Origin of the sequence: Pseudomonas paralactis, from assembly GCF_001439735.1 — a bacterium.
Taxonomy (GTDB): domain Bacteria; phylum Pseudomonadota; class Gammaproteobacteria; order Pseudomonadales; family Pseudomonadaceae; genus Aquipseudomonas; species Aquipseudomonas paralactis.
Genome location: NZ_JYLN01000002.1, coordinates 500,555 through 517,148 on the forward strand (window position 1 = coordinate 500,555; position 16,594 = coordinate 517,148).

Annotated in this window: 12 protein-coding genes; 3 read left to right on the top strand and 9 right to left on the bottom strand. The window is 59.9% G+C overall.

The features are described from left to right. Positions 1-6: 6 nt before the first annotated feature. The 3 genes from TX23_RS06495 to TX23_RS06505 all read right to left on the bottom strand — a co-directional run bounded on the left by TX23_RS06495 (position 7) and on the right by TX23_RS06505 (position 3,400). Positions 7-1,104: an amino acid ABC transporter permease gene (locus TX23_RS06495; RefSeq protein ID WP_057701500.1), complete on the bottom strand. Its 1,098-nt coding sequence runs from the start codon at positions 1,102-1,104 to the stop codon at positions 7-9. 10 nt (positions 1,105-1,114) lie between these two features. Beyond that, positions 1,115-2,296, bottom strand: coding sequence for an amino acid ABC transporter permease (locus TX23_RS06500; protein ID WP_057701501.1), 1,182 nt, complete (start codon positions 2,294-2,296; stop codon positions 1,115-1,117). Positions 2,297-2,368: 72 nt separating this feature from the next. After that, positions 2,369-3,400: an amino acid ABC transporter substrate-binding protein gene (locus TX23_RS06505; RefSeq protein WP_057701502.1), complete on the bottom strand. Its 1,032-nt coding sequence runs from the start codon at positions 3,398-3,400 to the stop codon at positions 2,369-2,371. 346 nt (positions 3,401-3,746) lie between these two features. Here TX23_RS06505 and TX23_RS06510 point away from each other — a divergent pair, with 346 nt between their 5' ends. Continuing rightward, positions 3,747-4,403, top strand: coding sequence for an alpha/beta hydrolase (locus TX23_RS06510; protein ID WP_057701503.1), 657 nt, complete (start codon positions 3,747-3,749; stop codon positions 4,401-4,403). A gap of 95 nt (positions 4,404-4,498) precedes the next feature. Next, positions 4,499-5,965, top strand: coding sequence for an ATP-dependent RNA helicase RhlB (gene rhlB, locus TX23_RS06515; RefSeq protein ID WP_057701504.1), 1,467 nt, complete (start codon positions 4,499-4,501; stop codon positions 5,963-5,965). Positions 5,966-6,108: 143 nt separating this feature from the next. On the opposite strand, the gene moaE is transcribed toward rhlB, so the two are convergent. From moaE to TX23_RS06545, 6 genes are all read right to left on the bottom strand, one after another. Next, entirely contained in the window at positions 6,109-6,558 is a 450-nt protein-coding gene (moaE, locus tag TX23_RS06520) for a molybdopterin synthase catalytic subunit MoaE (protein ID WP_057701505.1), read from the bottom strand. A 2-nt stretch (positions 6,559-6,560) separates the two neighbouring features. Beyond that, a complete protein-coding gene (moaD, locus tag TX23_RS06525; RefSeq protein ID WP_057701506.1) occupies positions 6,561-6,803 on the bottom strand; it encodes a molybdopterin converting factor subunit 1 in 243 nt (80 codons plus the stop codon). Beyond that, entirely contained in the window at positions 6,800-7,273 is a 474-nt protein-coding gene (moaC, locus tag TX23_RS06530; protein ID WP_046071003.1) for a cyclic pyranopterin monophosphate synthase MoaC, read from the bottom strand. Before moaC ends, moaD begins: the two co-directional genes overlap by 4 nt. Positions 7,274-7,393: 120 nt before the next feature. Continuing rightward, positions 7,394-11,122, bottom strand: a complete 3,729-nt coding sequence (locus tag TX23_RS06535; protein WP_057701507.1) for an autotransporter domain-containing protein — start codon at positions 11,120-11,122, stop codon at positions 7,394-7,396. A gap of 312 nt (positions 11,123-11,434) precedes the next feature. Next, positions 11,435-12,829 (bottom strand): PhoH family protein, encoded by a 1,395-nt coding sequence (locus TX23_RS06540; RefSeq protein ID WP_057701508.1) that lies wholly within the window; start codon positions 12,827-12,829, stop codon positions 11,435-11,437. A 339-nt stretch (positions 12,830-13,168) separates the two neighbouring features. Then, positions 13,169-14,293 (bottom strand): polysaccharide deacetylase family protein, encoded by a 1,125-nt coding sequence (locus TX23_RS06545; RefSeq protein WP_057701509.1) that lies wholly within the window; start codon positions 14,291-14,293, stop codon positions 13,169-13,171. A 285-nt stretch (positions 14,294-14,578) separates the two neighbouring features. Here TX23_RS06545 and TX23_RS06550 point away from each other — a divergent pair, with 285 nt between their 5' ends. Next, positions 14,579-16,591: a type VI secretion system Vgr family protein gene (locus tag TX23_RS06550; protein ID WP_057701510.1), complete on the top strand. Its 2,013-nt coding sequence runs from the start codon at positions 14,579-14,581 to the stop codon at positions 16,589-16,591. Positions 16,592-16,594 lie beyond the last annotated feature (3 nt).

Consider the following 16,594-nt stretch of genomic DNA (forward strand, 5'->3'; position numbering starts at 1 on the left):
AAACTCCTAACGCTTGTGGCCAGTGTCGAGCTTGCGTTCCAGATGCATGGAATAGCGCGACATACCAAAACAGAAAATCCAGAACACCAGGGCGGCGAACACGTAGCCTTCGGTGGCCATGCCCAGCCATTTGGGGTCGGCGGCGGCTTGCTTGACGCTGTTGAGCAAGTCGAACAGGCCGATGATGATCACAAGGCTGGTGTCCTTGAACAGGGCAATGAAGGTGTTGACGATCCCAGGGATCACCATCTTCAAGGCTTGCGGCAAGATCACCAGGCCCATGCTGCGCCAGTAGCCCAGACCCATCGCCGCAGCGGCTTCATATTGGCCCTTGGGAATCGCCTGCAAACCACCGCGCACCACTTCGGCCACATAGGCCGACTGGAACAGGATCACACCGATCAACGCCCGCAGCAGCTTGTCGAAGTTCATGCCTTCGGGCAGGAACAGCGGCAGCATCACCGACGACATGAACAGCACCGTGATCAACGGCACGCCGCGCCAGAACTCGATGAAGGTCACGCAGACCACCCGAATGGCCGGCATGTTCGAACGCCGCCCCAGCGCCAGCACAATGCCCAGCGGCAAGGCGCCGGCGATGCCCACGGTGGCGATCACCAGGGTCAGCATCAGGCCGCCCCATTGGCTGGTCGCCACGTTGCTCAGCCCGAACACACCGCCGTGCAGCAAGCAGTAGGCGATGATCGGGTACAGCACCAGAAAGCCCAGGCCGTGAATCGCCTTGCGTGGGAAACGCGAGATGAACAACGGCGCCACGCCGACGATGGCCAGCCAGACCGTCATGTCTACGCGCCAGCGCAGGTCGACCGGGTAATAGCCATACATGAACTGCCCGAAGCGCTGTTGGATAAACACCCAGCAGGCGCCCTCTTTGGTGCAATCGGCGCGGGTGGTGCCCACCCAGTTGGCATCGAGGATGGCCCAGTGCAGGATCGGTGGCACCACCAGGTACACCAGGTAGATCGCCAGCAAGGTCAGCAGTGTATTGAGCCAGCTCGAGAACAAGTTGGCGCGCATCCAGGCCACCGGCCCGAAGACTTTGCTCGGCGGTGGCATGTCAGGTTTGAACGTATGCGTAGTCATGGGGGTGTCCTCACCGCTCGATCAGCGCAATGCGCTTGTTGTACCAGTTCATCAGCAGGGAAATGCTGATGCTGATCGCCAGGTACACGCTCATGGTGATGGCAATGACTTCAATGGCCTGGCCGGTCTGGTTGAGCACCGTGCCGGCAAACAGCGAAACCATTTCCGGATAACCGATACCGGCGGCCAACGACGAGTTTTTCGCCAGGTTCAGGTATTGGCTGGTCAGCGGCGGAATGATCACGCGCAACGCTTGCGGGATGATCACCTTGCGCAGCGTCGGCCCCGGGCGCAGGCCCAGTGAACGTGCCGCTTCGGTCTGGCCATGGCTGACGGACTTGATGCCCGAGCGCACGATCTCGGCAATGAACGCCGCCGTGTACACGGTCAACGCCAGGGTCAACGCCAACAGCTCAGGGATCAGTACCCAGCCACCCACAAAGTTGAAGCCCGCAAGCTTGGGCATTTCCCAATGCAGCGGTGCGCCGACGATCAACACACACAGGGCCGGGATCACGATGAGTAGCGCCAGGCCCGCCCAGAATTTATGAAACGGTACGCCGGTCGCTTCAAAGCGCTTGTTGGCCCAGCGGGCCATCAATACAACCGCAACAATCGCTACCACAATGCTGGTCACGAACGGCCAGAACCCATCGGCCGCCAGTGCCGCCGGCATATTCAGGCCACGGCTGCTGACGAAGAACATGTCACCGAAGTTATGGCTGTTGCGCGGCCCTGGCATGGTCAGGAACACCGCGAAGTACCAGAACAGGATTTGCAGCAGCGGTGGAATGTTGCGGAACACCTCCACATACACCGTCGCCAGCTTGTTGATCATCCAGTTGGGCGACAAGCGCGCCACGCCGATGATGAAGCCCAGCAGTGTTGCCAGCACCACACCGATGACGGTCACCAGCAAAGTGTTGAGCAGGCCGATGACAAACACCCGGGCATAGCTGTCCGATTCGGTGTAGTCGATCAAATGCTGCGCGATGCCAAAGCCGGCACTGCGCTCAAGAAAGTCGAAACCGGAAGTAATGCCCCGGTGTTGCAGGTTGGTCTGGGTGTTGTGAAACAGGTACCAGCCCAGCGAGACCACCGCCACAATGGTGATGATCTGGAAGAGCCACGCGCGCACTTTGGGATCGCTGAAGCTGAGCTTCTGCTTGGGTGCGCCGATTAGATTTTGCATGGAATGCCCCGCAAGGAATGGAACAGAACATCACCCGGCGGTTGGCCCACCGGGTGATAGAACCATCAGCGATCAGCGCACAGGGGGTGCGTACTGGATACCGCCGTTGTTCCACAGCGCGTTCAGGCCACGGTCGATTTCCAGCGGCGTGCTCTTGCCCAGGTTGCGCTCGAACATCTCGCCGTAGTTACCCACTTGCTTGACGATCTGTACCACCCAGTCCTTCTTCACTTTCAGGTCTTTGCCGTATTCGCCGTCGGCACCGAGCAGACGCGCAACGTCCGGGTTCTTGGTGGCCTTGGCTTCAGCTTCGACGTTCTTGGAGGTCACACCGGCCTCTTCGGCGTTGAGCATGGCGTAACCCACCCAGCGCACGATGGCAAGCCATTCGTCGTCACCGTTGCGCACGACCGGGCCCAGCGGCTCCTTGGAAATGGTTTCCGGCAGCACCACGTAATCTTTCGGCGAAGCCAGCTTGCTGCGCTGGGCAAACAGTTGGGATTTGTCGGAAGTCAGCACGTCGCAACGCCCGGATTCCAGCGACTTGGCGCTTTCATCGGAAGTGTCGAAGGTGATCGGAGTGTATTTGAGGTTGTTGGCGCGGAAGTAGTCGGAGACGTTCAGCTCGGTGGTGGTACCGGCCTGGATGCAGATGGTGGCACCGTCCAGCTCCTTGGCACTTTTCACGCCCAGCTTGTTGTTAACCAGAAAGCCGATACCGTCATAGTAGGTGATGAAGCCCGGGAATTTCAGGCCCATGCCCGCATCGCGGGAACTGGTCATGGTGGTGTTGCGCGACAGGATGTCGACTTCGCCCGATTGCAGCGCGGTGAAACGCTCCTTGGCATTCAACTGGCTGAACTTGACCTTGGTGGCGTCACCAAAAACCGCAGCGGCTACGGCGCGGCAATAGTCAGCGTCGATCCCGAGGATCTTGCCGCTGGCATCCGGCACCGAGAAACCCGGCAAGCCGTCACTCACGCCACATTGCACAAAGCCTTTTTTCTGCACGGCATCCAGGGTGGCGCCCGCCTGGGCGAAACCACTGACACCCAGTACAGCCGCCGCGGTGACGATGGCCAGGGTGGACTTCAATACCTTCATTACATACCTCCAATTGCTCTTGTTGTGTCGGAGCTCCAACCTCAGCGCACCCTTATGAGGCGATATCGACCCGTGTTGGCTTTTTTTGGGGTCAAGCAGCATGAGATTTTTGCGGTAATTCCAGTTGCTTTCCCACAGGCGGCAGTCACTGATAGTGTTACCGCCCTGGGAGAGTTCTGACATCGACCTACACATAGCAAGGCGCGTACCAGAGTGCTGGCCGAGTCGTTGCCCGTCTTGTTCAGTGGTAAAAGATTCAACCTTGCGACATTCTCTTAACAGATCAACCTGTCGCGCACCGTCCCGACGCCCCTAATCGAAGCGCGCGCACATATATGGAGCAGACATGACCGACCCCTTGATTCTTCAGCCCACCAAGCCCGCAGACGCTTGCGTTATCTGGTTGCATGGCCTGGGTGCCGATCGCTACGACTTCCTGCCGGTGGCCGAGGCGCTGCAGGAAAGCTTGCTGACCACGCGCTTCGTTTTGCCCCAGGCGCCGATGCGCCCGGTGACCATCAACGGCGGTTATGAGATGCCAAGCTGGTACGACATCAAGGCCATGAGCCCGGCGCGTTCGATCAGCCTGGAAGAACTGGAAACGTCGGCCAAAATGGTCACGGATTTGATCGAGGCACAAAAGAGAACCGGAATAGACGCTTCGCGAATTTTCCTCGCGGGCTTTTCCCAGGGTGGCGCAGTGGTTTTCCACACAGCATTCAAACACTGGGAGGGTCCACTGGGTGGCGTAATTGCCCTCTCCACCTATGCACCCACCTTCGACGATGAACTGGAATTGTCCGCCAGCCAGCAACGCATCCCCGTCCTCTGCCTGCATGGCCAGTACGATGACGTTGTGCAGAACGCCATGGGCCGCAGCGCCTACGAGCATTTGAAGACCCGTAGTGTCACCGTGACATGGCAGGAATACCCAATGGGCCACGAAGTGTTACCCGAAGAGATACGCGATATCGGCGCCTGGTTGACTGAACGCCTGCGCTGAAACCCGCGTTTATGTAGCCGTATGACAGACGCACTACGCCGCGCCCGATTCTTGCATTACACTGGCCGGCGTACATTCCTTAACCAATTAATGAGATGACCGTGCTCAAAGCACTCAAGAAGATGTTCGGCAAAAGCGAGGCTGAGCCGCTCGCGCCTGTTCCCAGTGCTCTTGCCCCCAAGCCCGGCAGCCGCAATGACGGTCCCCAGCCTGGCCGCACCGCGCCTGGCGCCTCACCGAAAAAAACCACGGTGGCGCCGCCTGAACAGGTAACGCCGGCCGAGGCCGCCCCAACGCCTGCGGCCAAGCCTCGTCGCGAACGCGCGCCCAAGCCGCCTGTGACCCCGTGGAAACTCGAAGACTTCGTCGTCGAACCCCAGGAAGGCAAAACCCGCTTCCACGACTTCAAACTGGCTCCGGAACTGATGCACGCCATCCAGGACCTGGGCTTCCCGTACTGCACGCCGATCCAGGCGCAGGTGCTGGGCTTTACTCTGGCGGGCAAAGACGCCATCGGTCGTGCCCAGACCGGCACCGGCAAGACCGCCGCGTTCCTGATCTCGATCATCACCCAGCTGCTGCAAACGCCGCCGCCCAAAGAGCGCTACATGGGTGAACCGCGTGCGCTGATCATCGCCCCGACCCGCGAGCTGGTGGTGCAGATCGCCAAGGACGCCGCCGACCTGACCAAGTACACCGGCCTCAACGTCATGACGTTCGTCGGTGGCATGGACTTCGACAAGCAGCTCAAGCACCTTGAAGCCCGTCACTGCGACATCCTCGTCGCCACCCCGGGCCGCCTGCTCGACTTCAACCAGCGCGGCGACGTGCACCTGGACATGGTCGAAGTGATGGTGCTGGACGAAGCCGACCGGATGCTCGACATGGGCTTTATCCCCCAAGTACGCCAGATCATTCGCCAGACCCCGCCAAAAGCCGAGCGCCAGACCCTGCTGTTCTCCGCCACCTTCACCGAAGACGTGATGAACCTCGCCAAGCAGTGGACTACCGATCCGTCCATCGTTGAGATCGAGGCGCTGAACGTCGCCAGCGAAAACGTCGAGCAACATATCTACGCCGTGGCCGGTGCCGACAAGTACAAGCTGCTCTACAACCTGGTCAACGACAATGGCTGGGAACGCGTGATGGTCTTTGCCAACCGCAAGGACGAAGTGCGCCGCATCGAAGAACGCCTGGTGCGCGACGGCGTCAATGCCGCGCAGCTATCCGGCGATGTGCCGCAGCACAAACGCATCAAGACCCTGGAAGGTTTCCGCGAAGGCAAGATCCGCGTGCTGGTAGCCACCGACGTGGCCGGTCGCGGCATTCACATCGACGGCATCAGCCATGTGATCAACTTCACCCTGCCGGAAGTGCCGGACGACTACGTGCACCGCATCGGCCGTACCGGACGTGCTGGGGCTGCGGGTGTGTCGATCAGCTTTGCGGGCGAGGATGACTCGTACCAGTTGCCGTCCATCGAGGCGTTGCTGGGGCGCAAGATCAGCTGTGAGACACCGCCGACGCATTTGTTGCGGGCCGTAGAACGCAAACGCCCTTAAGCTCAAATGCGGTAAAAAATGCGGGAGCGGGCTTGTGTGGGAGCTGGCTTGCCTGCGATGCAGACACCTCGGTTTTTCAGTCACGCCGAGGTGATGCTATCGCAGGCAAGCCAGCTCCCACATTGGTTTCTGCGTCTGGCTGGCTACTTCCAGCGATCCGCTGCGGCGTGGTCACTGCTGCGCCCTTCTACCCAACGCGCGCCCTCGCTGGTGTTTTCCTTTTTCCAAAACGGCGCCCGCGTCTTCAGGTAATCCATCACGAACGCACAGGCATCAAACGCTGCCTGACGGTGGGCGCTGGCGGCTCCGACAAACACAATCGGTTCACCCGGTTCCAAGGCGCCGATGCGGTGCAGCACTTGCAGCTTTAGTAGCGGCCAACGCTGCTCGGCCTCGATGATGATTTTGGCCAAAGCCTTTTCAGTCATGCCCGGGTAGTGCTCCAGGAACATCCCCGACACCTCGCGCCCGTCATTGAAGTCACGCACATACCCGACAAAACTCACCACCGCGCCTACGCCCACATTGGCCGCGTGCATGGCGTTGACTTCGGCGCCCGGATCAAAAGCTTCGACCTGCACACGAATGGCCATGGTCAGCCCCCGGTCACTGGCGGGAAGAAGGCGATTTCATCACCGGCTTGCACCGGCTCATCGAGGTCGCACAGTTCTTCGTTGCGTGCGCACATCAGGCTGGTCTCGTTGAGCACTGCAAACTCCGGATCACCGGCCAGCGCCAGGCGCACAGCATCGACCGTAGCAAACTCACCTTCCATCTCCAGCGAATCAAAGCCCACCGCTTCGGCGTAACGCGCAAAAAACAATACGTTGATGCTCATACCTGGTCCGCCTTGAAATGCCCGCTTTTACCGCCCAGCTTTTCCAGCAGGCGAATACTCTCGATGGTCATGCCACGGTCCACGGCCTTGCACATGTCGTAGATCGTCAGCGCAGCGACGCTGGCCGCGGTCAGCGCTTCCATCTCGACGCCGGTCTGGCCGGAGAGTTTGCAGCGCGCCAGGATATGCACGGCGTCCACGCCATCAGCGCGCAGTTCGACCTTGACGCCCGTGAGCATCAGCGGATGACACAAGGGGATCAAGTCACTGGTTTTTTTTGCCGCCTGGATCCCGGCAATGCGGGCCACGGCAAATACGTCGCCCTTGGGGTGAGCGCCGTCGACAATCATTGTCAGGGTTTCGGGCAACATGCGCACCCGCGCTTCGGCCACGGCCTCACGGAACGTCACGGCTTTGTCGGTGACGTCGACCATATGGGCGCGACCTTGGGAATCGAGATGAGTCAGCACAGCGATACTCCTGATCAGGAGCAGCGATTGTAAACCTGTGGGTCAAATTTGCGCAGGGCTGTTTATCCCATTCTGTAGGAGCGAGCAAGCTCGCTCCTACAGTGAGTGCAATACCCTGGGTTAGAACCGGAAGGTAAACCCGGCATTGATCCCGTTGTTGTTACCACGGTTGGACAACAAGCCGCTGTAGTTCAACGACACCAGGGTGTCCTTGGTCAGGGCCATTTCCGCACTGGCTTTGATCACCGCGCCATCCCGGGCTACGGGTACGCTGTTGACGGCAAAAGCGGTGTCGCTGCCGGCAAACCTCAGCGAGGCTTCGCGATCGGTATCACCGAGCTGATGCTCCCAACCCAGCTCACCACGCAACGTCACTGCCGAGGTGGAGCTGACCGGCAACTGCGTATGCGCACGCAGGCCCACCGTAGAAAGTGTCGCGTCCTGGCTTTGCTTGCTGGCATGCAAGGCTGCAGCACCGCCTTTTTCCTTGAACGAGTCGCTCTGATAGTTCAGGTATGTGAGGTTGGCGAAGGGTTCGAATGGTGTCCACTGGGTGTAGCCGATCTCGGCAAACACTTGGTCGGTGCGCGCATTGTAATCGGCCTTGGCGTAGTCCGACTGGTTGGCGTAAGCCACCCGCCGCGAAGTATCCAGACGGTGCCAAGTGGTGGCGCCACCCAGGCGCAAGGCAATCGCCTCGAAGCGCTTACCGCCATACACCGACAGGTGATAGTTGTCGCTGTCCGCTGAAGCCGACTGGCCATTGAGGTGGCTCTGGGTATAACCGGTCGCCGCCCCTACGCGCCAGCCGTCGCTGACCTCGGTATCCAGCCCCAGCAACACACCACTGGTGGACGAGGAATAGCCACTGGCGTTGTTATCACCGCTGACGTTATTGCGCCCACCGAGCAGTTGCACCCAGCCGCCGTTGTCACGGCTATCGATCTGCGCGCTGGAGTCCAGTGCCTGGGCCTGCTGCAGACGAGCATTGACCGCTTCGCGAAGGTATCGACTGTCGGCCATTTGCGCCGCCGCAACATCCGAATGCAGTTGCCCCGACAATTGCTTGAATGCATCCCGAGCCTGGGCGGCGGAATCGGAAGCCAACAGGCTTTCGTATACCGCGCTGCCAGCCCCAAGTGTCTCCGCCGCCGTCGCCACCGCGCGTTCGTTGCGCGTCTGTGCGACGCTGGCGAAGCTGGTCTGGTTGCGCGCAATCGCCAGGGTCAGTTGGTTCGGTTGGTAAGCGAGTTGCGTGCCGATGAACAGGTAGTTGGGCGCGAACGCCGCAAACTGACCATTGATACCCTGGCTGGCGCTGAGAATGGTGAACTGCTGGCCCAGCAAGCTGCGCGCCTCGCTGGCAGACAGCAGGTTGGGGCTGTTCTCCAGGGAAACGTTCACCACACCGCCATTGAGCGTGGCCACGCCACTGCTTTGGATCTGGTCGCTCTGGCCATTGGCACCGACTTCGACGGCATACACCGAGCCTGGATTGAAGGTCACGTCGCCAGCGCGCAGTGTGCCAATCGAATGCCCCGGCGCCACGCGCCCGCCATTGTTGACCGTCAAGGCGCCCACCGTGCCGTTGCCGGCCAGGATGCCGCCCACTGTGGTCACGACGCCATTGTCCGCATTACGGGTGCCCACGGCACTGCCATCCACCGTCACGGCCGAGGTCAACGCACCGTCCACCGACAATTTGCCACCGCGTACCCAAGTACTGCCTGAATAGGTGTTATGGCCTTCCAATACCAGCTCGCCGTCTCCGGACTTGACCAGGCTACCGACGTAGGTGGTGCCGGTGAGCAGGTCCTGGCCACGGGTGAGCATCGCCTGCTCCCGGGCATGACCGATCTCGTATTCGAACTGATCGTCGGCCGAGGCACTGGCGGGCAGGCCATTGAGCCAGCCCTTTTGCTGCTTGGTCGCCGCCCAAACGGCCTGCTCGGCAGCGTCTTCTACACCGCGGGCGCGAATGGCCTCATCGGAAATCGGGTTGGCCCAGATATCGCGGGTACCGGTAGGCAAGGCCACCGCCACGGCACCCAGGAACTGCCCCGGCCCTTGCATAGCTTTTTGCAGATTGGGCAAGCCCCATCCGCTGACCACACCCGGCACTTGCGGCGTGCCCGGCGCGGCATCATGCACCGGTTGCAGGTTGTCGTAGGTGCGGCCGCCCGTCAGCTCACCGACAGGTGTGTCCGGGCCATCCGGCGCCTGCAGGCTGGAGGTGGTGAGCAACACATCCCGCGCCTGACTGGCGGTCATGTAAGGAAAGCGCTGGATCACCAAGGCCAAGGCTCCGGAAACACTCGGCGCAGCCGCGGAGGTCCCGTTGGCGTTGGGCATGATTTCACCCTCAGGCCCTGTGGACGGGATGCCCGAAACGCCCATCACACACCACCACTTCGAGGTGCCGCAGCGGTTGTAGACCTGGGCGCTGGTCTCGTCGTAGCCGGTGATGGAGAGGAACTTAGCTTCGATATCCGGTTTGAAAAACGGCAGGTTCGCATTGGTGTCCGGGTTGGCACCGTGGCTGTCGTTGCCCGCCGAGATGATCTGGATAAAGGTGTTCTCACGGGCCGCATCGGCCATGGCGTCCATCCAGGTTTTGCGCCCGGCGTGGGCCTTGTCCCAGAACGGGCGATAGGCGGCGGTCATGTCACGCAGGTTTTGCGCGGCGCTGTCGCCAACATTGCCAAAGTGGTTCTCCACGTCATCGCGCGAGCTTTGCCCCCAGCTCTGGTTGACGATCGCCACGTTCTTTGCCGCCAGGGCGTTGTAGCTGGCCATGAACGCGTTGTAGTCGAGGTCGTTGGAGCCCTGGTACCGGTCGTTGTCGCTGCCGCCGGTATTGGCGACAAAGATATTCGCTTCGAAGGCGATCCCGTGCATACCGGTGCCGTTGCGGCTGGCGCCGAGCACACCGGACATTTCCGTACCGTGACCATCATTGAACGCCGGATCATATTCCCCGGGAATACTGAAATGTTCACCCTGCTTGAACTCGCCGCTGGGCACTTCAAGACGGTAGCGTGGATGAGTGGCGTAGTACTCCCCAGTGGAGGTCACCGCCTGTACCCGCTCCTGGCCCTGGGCGTTCTTGCCCTGGAACTCGGAGTGTTCGGTGAGGATGCCCGAGTCAAGCACGCCAACATTGACCCCCTTGCCAGTGATGCCCAGGGCATAGGCGTAATACGCGTTGGTGCGGTCCAGGCCGGAGTTGACCTGGGCTTCCGGGGTCTTCCAGGTTTGCGCGTTGGCGCTCCAGTCTCCGGTTGCGCCAGCCCAGGACTGGCCTGCATTCAACTGCCCACTCAGGTTGCTGCTCACGCCCGGTTCTACGTAGGTGTAAGGTTTGGCGGCCGGCAGGTTGGCGATGATGGCCTTGGAAAAATCGAGAATATTGGTGGTGTAGCGGCCGCTGTTGCTGAACAGCCGACTGCGGTAGTAATCCAGGCGCGAGGTGTAATCCAGTGGCCGCCGAGTATCGCCGAGCATGGCACCGATGGTGAGGTTTTCGGGTTGCAGTTCGTAGTTCTGTTTGAGGGCCGAGTCGAACTTGCCGGACTGGGCAGCGAAGTCCTTGGCCGCCAGGTCGACGATATCCGAGTAGGCAAACCGCAGATTCTTGTACACGTCGGTGCCGGGGCCGAACGAGGCGACGGCTCTGCGGAATGCCGATTCCAGTACTTGAGACGTGTACGGATTGTCTTCGGCCCAGGCCATGGTTCCCTGGCCCAGCCAAAGAGCCAGGCCGAGCGCGATGGGTGTTAGAGGCATCTGCTTGAAACGAGTGGCGTGCTTGTGTTGCGACAAAGTGAAGCCATTACCTGCTACGTCCATTTTCCTTTCCCTTTGGATATGTGCGTCGTCAATGAGCGATGTATCGGGCTTTTGTAATAGGCAGGGTCACGGTGAAGAACCTAGACAGGTCTTCAAAACGTTCGTCGAATCAAGGAGGAGTGCTCCGACGGGGGTCACGCAGAGTTCTTGTTGTTTTTTACCGCAAGAAAAAATGTAACAAAATAATTACAAAAACCACAAGCACCCAGGACGCGTTATCGCAGACAAATGTCGCGCACAACAAAAACCCCGGACTTCGTGAAAAATCCGGGGCAGTTCGTGGCACTTAGCCACTTTTTGGTGAGTAGGCGGTTACAGGTGAGATTCGGCGTATTCAGCCAGAATCGAGCGAGGCACACCCTGCAGCGCAATATGCACGCCGTTCGGGAAATCCTTGAAGCGTTCCGTCAGGTAGGTCAGCCCGGAGCTGGTCGCGGACAGGTAAGGGGTGTCGATCTGCGCCAGGTTGCCCAGGCACACCACTTTGGAACCGGCGCCGGCACGGGTGATGATGGTTTTCATCTGGTGCGGTGTGAGGTTCTGACATTCATCGATCAGGATCAGGCTCTGCTGGAAGCTGCGACCTCGGATGTAGTTGAGTGATTTGAACTGCAACGGCACTTTGCTGAGGATGTAGTCGACGCTGCCATGGGTGTTTTCGTCATCCATGTGCAAGGCTTCGAGGTTGTCGGTGATCGCCCCCAGCCACGGCTCCATTTTTTCCGCTTCGGTGCCGGGCAAAAAGCCGATTTCCTGGTCCAGGCCCTGCACGCTGCGGGTGGCGATGATGCGGCGATAGCGTTTGGTCACCATGGTTTGTTCGATGGCGGCGGCCAGGGCGAGGATGGTTTTCCCCGAACCTGCGGCGCCGGTCAGGTTGACCAGGTGAATGTCCGGATCGAGCAGCGCATACAGCGCCAGGCTCTGGTAGATATCACGCGGTTTCAGGCCCCAGGCTTCCTGGTGCAACAGGGGTTCCTGATGCAGGTCGAGAATCAGCAGCTTGTCGACCTGGATCTCTTTGATCCAGCCCACGAAGCCCTGCTCGTCGACGATGAATTCATTGATATGCACGGCCGGCAGGTTGTCGGTCAATTGCACCTGGTGCCAGGTGCGGCCATGGTCCTGACGGGTTTCGACCTTGCTGACACGGTCCCAGAACGAGCCGGTCATCATGTGATAACCCCGCGACAGCATCGACACATCGTCGACCAGTTGGTCGGTACTGTAGTCCTCGGCAGCGATCCCACACGCTCGTGCCTTGAGGCGCATATTGATGTCTTTGGTCACCAGCACTACGCGCAGGTCCTTGTCGCGAGCGTGCAGGTCGATCAATTGGTTGATGATTTTATTGTCGTTCAGGTTTTCCGGCAGCAGGCTGTTGGGCTCGCTGCGCTTGCTCATCAGGATCGACAGCAAGCCCTTGGGCCCGCTTTTGCCACGCTGGATCGGCACACCGACCTCAACGTCCTCGGGCGAGGCTTCGCCCAGGGTTTTGTCGATCAGGCGGATGGCCTGGCGGCATTCGGCGGCAACGCTGTGGTGGCCGCTTTTGAGTTTATCGAGCTCCTCAAGCACGATCATCGGAATGGCGACGTGGTGTTCTTCAAAGTTAAGCAATGCGTTTGGATCGTGAATCAATACGTTGGTATCAAGCACATAAAGGATTGGCTGGTCGGAAGAAGGGTTACGTCCATGATCATCCATACTCGGTCACCTTTGTGGGAGCCAGTCGACGCAATACCTGGGCGGTGCTGCGCCTCGATTCGACCACCGAATGCACCTGAGGGACGTCAAGTGCAGTGCCCACATGCGGAGTCTTGGAAGACGCCACCTGTGTTGCAGGTTTCGGCGGTCTGACTTCGTAATACCGCAAAACCCATGACAGGAAAAAGCACTTTGACGCTTTTTTGAAGTTTATTTTTCAGGATGACGAATAGCACTAGCCGAGTACCATGTACCCCGTTAAAGTCGGAAGTCCGCCTGCATCGAAATGTCGCAGCAAATCGCCCCGAAAACACCCCATCCCCAGCAAAGCCGGGCACTTCATCGAAATGCCTCGCGACACTCCTGCCAACCCAGGCCACTCTGCGCCGTTGCCTGCAATACCATCGGCAATGCCACCCGCGCCTTGTCCTGGGTGTCGTGAAACACGATCACGCCTTTGCGCCATAGCAGCATCAATGTCAGCACCCGTTGCGCCGACTCATCGGCCTTGAGCTTGCCCGGCTCGTCCTGGGAATCGATGTCCCATAACGCCACCTGCAAACCCTGTTGCTGGAAGAAGCCCTGGCTGTCCGCACGGCGCTGCCCATAGGGCGGACGGAACAGCGGCACATAGTTTTCCGGCAGCAGATTTTGCACCAGCGCGGCACTGCGGGTGATGGAGCTTTGCCAGTCAACCCAATGGCTATGGGAACGGTATTGCCACCCCTGGATACCCACGCACTGCCCCTGATACAGCGCCTGCACATCCGCGACAGAACTGCGCTCCACACGGCTTTGCAAACTGCTGCCAAGGGCGAAGAACGCGGCGTTCATCTTTTGCTTGCGCAGGTAGTCGGCCATCCAATCGGTATGGCCGCCCACCAATGCCGGGCCGCCGTCGAAGGTCAGCAAGAACATGCGATCGTTGAGCTCGTCGCCATTGCGCTCATGATCGCCAAAGCGCGCCACTTCACTGCTGATCTGCGGAAACAGCGCGGCCTTGCGCAACAACTCGTCCAGATAGCGTTCGTGAAAGTGCCGACTGGGGGCAGCCCAGCCTATATAGAAAGAGTTGTCACTGACCTCGAACTTGCCGGCCTGCTCGCGCAGATCGTCCATGTTTTCCACCAGGTAGCAGAACGAGGCATCTTCTTCGCAGCTCTGCTGGGCGAATGTGTAGTTCTCCAACAGCCGTTGCCAGAGCTGGCGACGCAGGTCATCGATGGCGGCCAGGTTGATGATCTTAAGCCCCAGCCGTTGCTTGAGCGCGGTTTCGTCCTGGGCTTCGCTGGCGATTAAACCATGGGCAAACATCAGGATTTCCGCCCGCGAGGCCACATCGAACAGCGCCGGGCTGCTGAGTTTTTCCGGCCAGGTGTTGCGGTCGAGGCTGGCGACATCCACCGGCGCGGCCTGGGCATTCAGGCACAGCAGGCAAGCGGACAATAAAAGCGCTAATCGCACACGGGGTCTCCCTCTGCAGAGTCGTCGGCCACTATAGCTGATCACGTCCGCCCAGATGGCATTGGCCAGGTTCGACGGGCCTCTGGCTGGCCATGATGGATAAGTCCTACAGCTATTGCCCCTCCAATAAGTAAGAGACCTCTTGATTCCCTCCACCCTATTGAAGGGCTCGCTTACGGCTTCCTAAGATCGGCCCATCTGCGGCTCTGCGAGCAGCATGTTCCCCATCGTGTCCCGGCTGACGGCAATTGCAATTGGCGGGTCAACTGGAAAGAAGGAAGTTCCATGCCCCGCCAAAGCGATATGCGCTTCACGTTCGAGCCCTTGAAAGGCGATGCCTTCGATGTGGTGTCCTTCACGCTTGAAGAAGGCCTGTCACAGCCGTTCAAACTGGAACTGCAACTGGCCAGCCACAACGCGGCCATCGACTTCAATCGGGTACTCGACTTGGCTGGGTTATTCACCATATGGCGTGATGAAACCCCAGTACGTTACGTTCATGGCCTGGTCAGCCTATTCACCCAGGGCGACACCGGCTTCCATCGCACCCGCTACACCGCCGTCATCGAACCGACCCTGGCGCGTTTCGACCTGCGCTCCAACTGGCGCATCTTCCAGGGCCAGACCGTGCCCGACATCATCACCAGCCTGCTTGCCGAGCACCGACTGACCGACATCCGCCGCGAAATCAGCTTCGATCACCAACGCCGCGAATACTGCGTACAGGCCGGCGAAACCGACCTCGATTTCATCGCCCGCCTCGCTGCCGAAGAAGGCCTGCTCTACACCTTCGAACACCGCGACGACGGCCACACCCTCGTCCTCACCGACCGTGTTGGTGGCCTGGGCACCATCGGCACGCACAAACATTGCCCCGTGATCTACCAACCCATGGCCGGCGGCGATGCCACAGAACCGGCCTTGACCCGCTTCCACTACACAGAACAAGTACGCATCGCCCGCCAGGTGCAGCGCGACTACACCTTCACCCACCCGCGCTACGACCAGCAGCACACCGCCACCGGCGACCAGGACCTGAAAAACCAGCACAAGGACTACGAGCGCTACGACTACCCTGGCCGCTACAAGCGCGACATCGCCGGCAAGCCCTTCACCAAAACGCGCCTCACCGCCCTGCGCAATGACGCCAAACTGGCGCACCTGGCCGGTGACGACGCGCGCCTGCAACCGGGGCTGGCGTTCGACCTCAACGAACATCCCCGCGAAGACTTCAACGACCGTTGGCGCACCATCGCCATCACCCACGAAGGCAAACAGCACACCAGCCTGGAGGAAGAGGCGTTCGGCAGCGACCACGGCACGTCTTATGAAATGACCGCCACCGCCATCCGCTGGACCTCGGATTGGAAGGCGCCGCTGCGTGCCAAACCCTGCATCGACGGCCCACAGATTGCCACGGTGGTTGGGCCGCCAGGGGAGGAGATTTATTGCGATGAATGGGGCCGGGTGAAAGTTCAGTTTCCGTGGGATCGCTCGGACAAAAACAACGATCACAGCTCATGCTGGATTCGTGTGGCTCAAGGCTGGGCGGGAGAGCTTTGGGGCGCCATGGCCATCCCACGTGTGGGTCAGGAACTGATCATCGGCTACCTTGATGGCGATGCCGATCAGCCTATCGCTATCGGTCGGGCGTACCGGCAAACCAACCTGCCACCGTACGAGCTGCCCAAGCACAAGACACGGATGACCATCAAAAGCCGAACTCATAAAGGCGAAGGCTTCAATGAGCTGCGTTTTGAGGATGAACTCGGGCATCAGGAAGTGTTCATCCATGCCGAAAAGGACAAGAACGTCCACATCAAAAACAACAACGGCATCTTCGTTGGCAACGACCGCAAGGAGCGAGTCGAGCACAACGAAACCATCTCCATCGGTGACCACCGCACCGAGGACGTCGGCCAGAACGAAACCATCAGCATCGGTGCCAACCGCAGCGTAACCATCGGTGGCAACAAGGCAGAGACCATCAAGCTGGCCAAAGCCGAAACCATCGGTTTGGCCAAGGCGCTGACCATTGGCGCGGCCTACCAAACCAGCGTTGGCGCGGCCATGAACACTACCGTGGGCCTGAGCCAAAGCGAGCAGGTCGGCATCCACAAATCGGTGGCGGTGGGCAAGAAATTCACCATCGACGCGGGGGATGAATTCAAGGTCACGGTGGGCAAATCCACCTTGGTAATGAAGTCCGACGGCACCGTACTGATCAATGGCCGCACCTTCGATTTCAGCGCCAGCGGCGCGGTGCAGATCAACGGCAAAGACGTGGATATCAACTAGGGG

Excerpts from the sequence above, each read along its gene's own strand:
- TX23_RS06495 (WP_057701500.1), bottom strand. The coding sequence starts at position 1,104 with ATGACTACGCATACGTTCAAACCTGACATGCCACCGCCGAGCAAAGTC.
- TX23_RS06500 (WP_057701501.1), bottom strand. The coding sequence starts at position 2,296 with ATGCAAAATCTAATCGGCGCACCCAAGCAGAAGCTCAGCTTCAGCGAT.
- TX23_RS06505 (WP_057701502.1), bottom strand. The coding sequence starts at position 3,400 with ATGAAGGTATTGAAGTCCACCCTGGCCATCGTCACCGCGGCGGCTGTA.
- TX23_RS06510 (WP_057701503.1), top strand. The coding sequence starts at position 3,747 with ATGACCGACCCCTTGATTCTTCAGCCCACCAAGCCCGCAGACGCTTGC.
- rhlB (WP_057701504.1), top strand. The coding sequence starts at position 4,499 with ATGACCGTGCTCAAAGCACTCAAGAAGATGTTCGGCAAAAGCGAGGCT.
- moaE (WP_057701505.1), bottom strand. The coding sequence starts at position 6,558 with ATGGCCATTCGTGTGCAGGTCGAAGCTTTTGATCCGGGCGCCGAAGTC.
- moaD (WP_057701506.1), bottom strand. The coding sequence starts at position 6,803 with ATGAGCATCAACGTATTGTTTTTTGCGCGTTACGCCGAAGCGGTGGGC.
- TX23_RS06535 (WP_057701507.1), bottom strand. The coding sequence starts at position 11,122 with ATGGACGTAGCAGGTAATGGCTTCACTTTGTCGCAACACAAGCACGCC.
- TX23_RS06540 (WP_057701508.1), bottom strand. The coding sequence starts at position 12,829 with ATGGATGATCATGGACGTAACCCTTCTTCCGACCAGCCAATCCTTTAT.
- TX23_RS06550 (WP_057701510.1), top strand. The coding sequence starts at position 14,579 with ATGCCCCGCCAAAGCGATATGCGCTTCACGTTCGAGCCCTTGAAAGGC.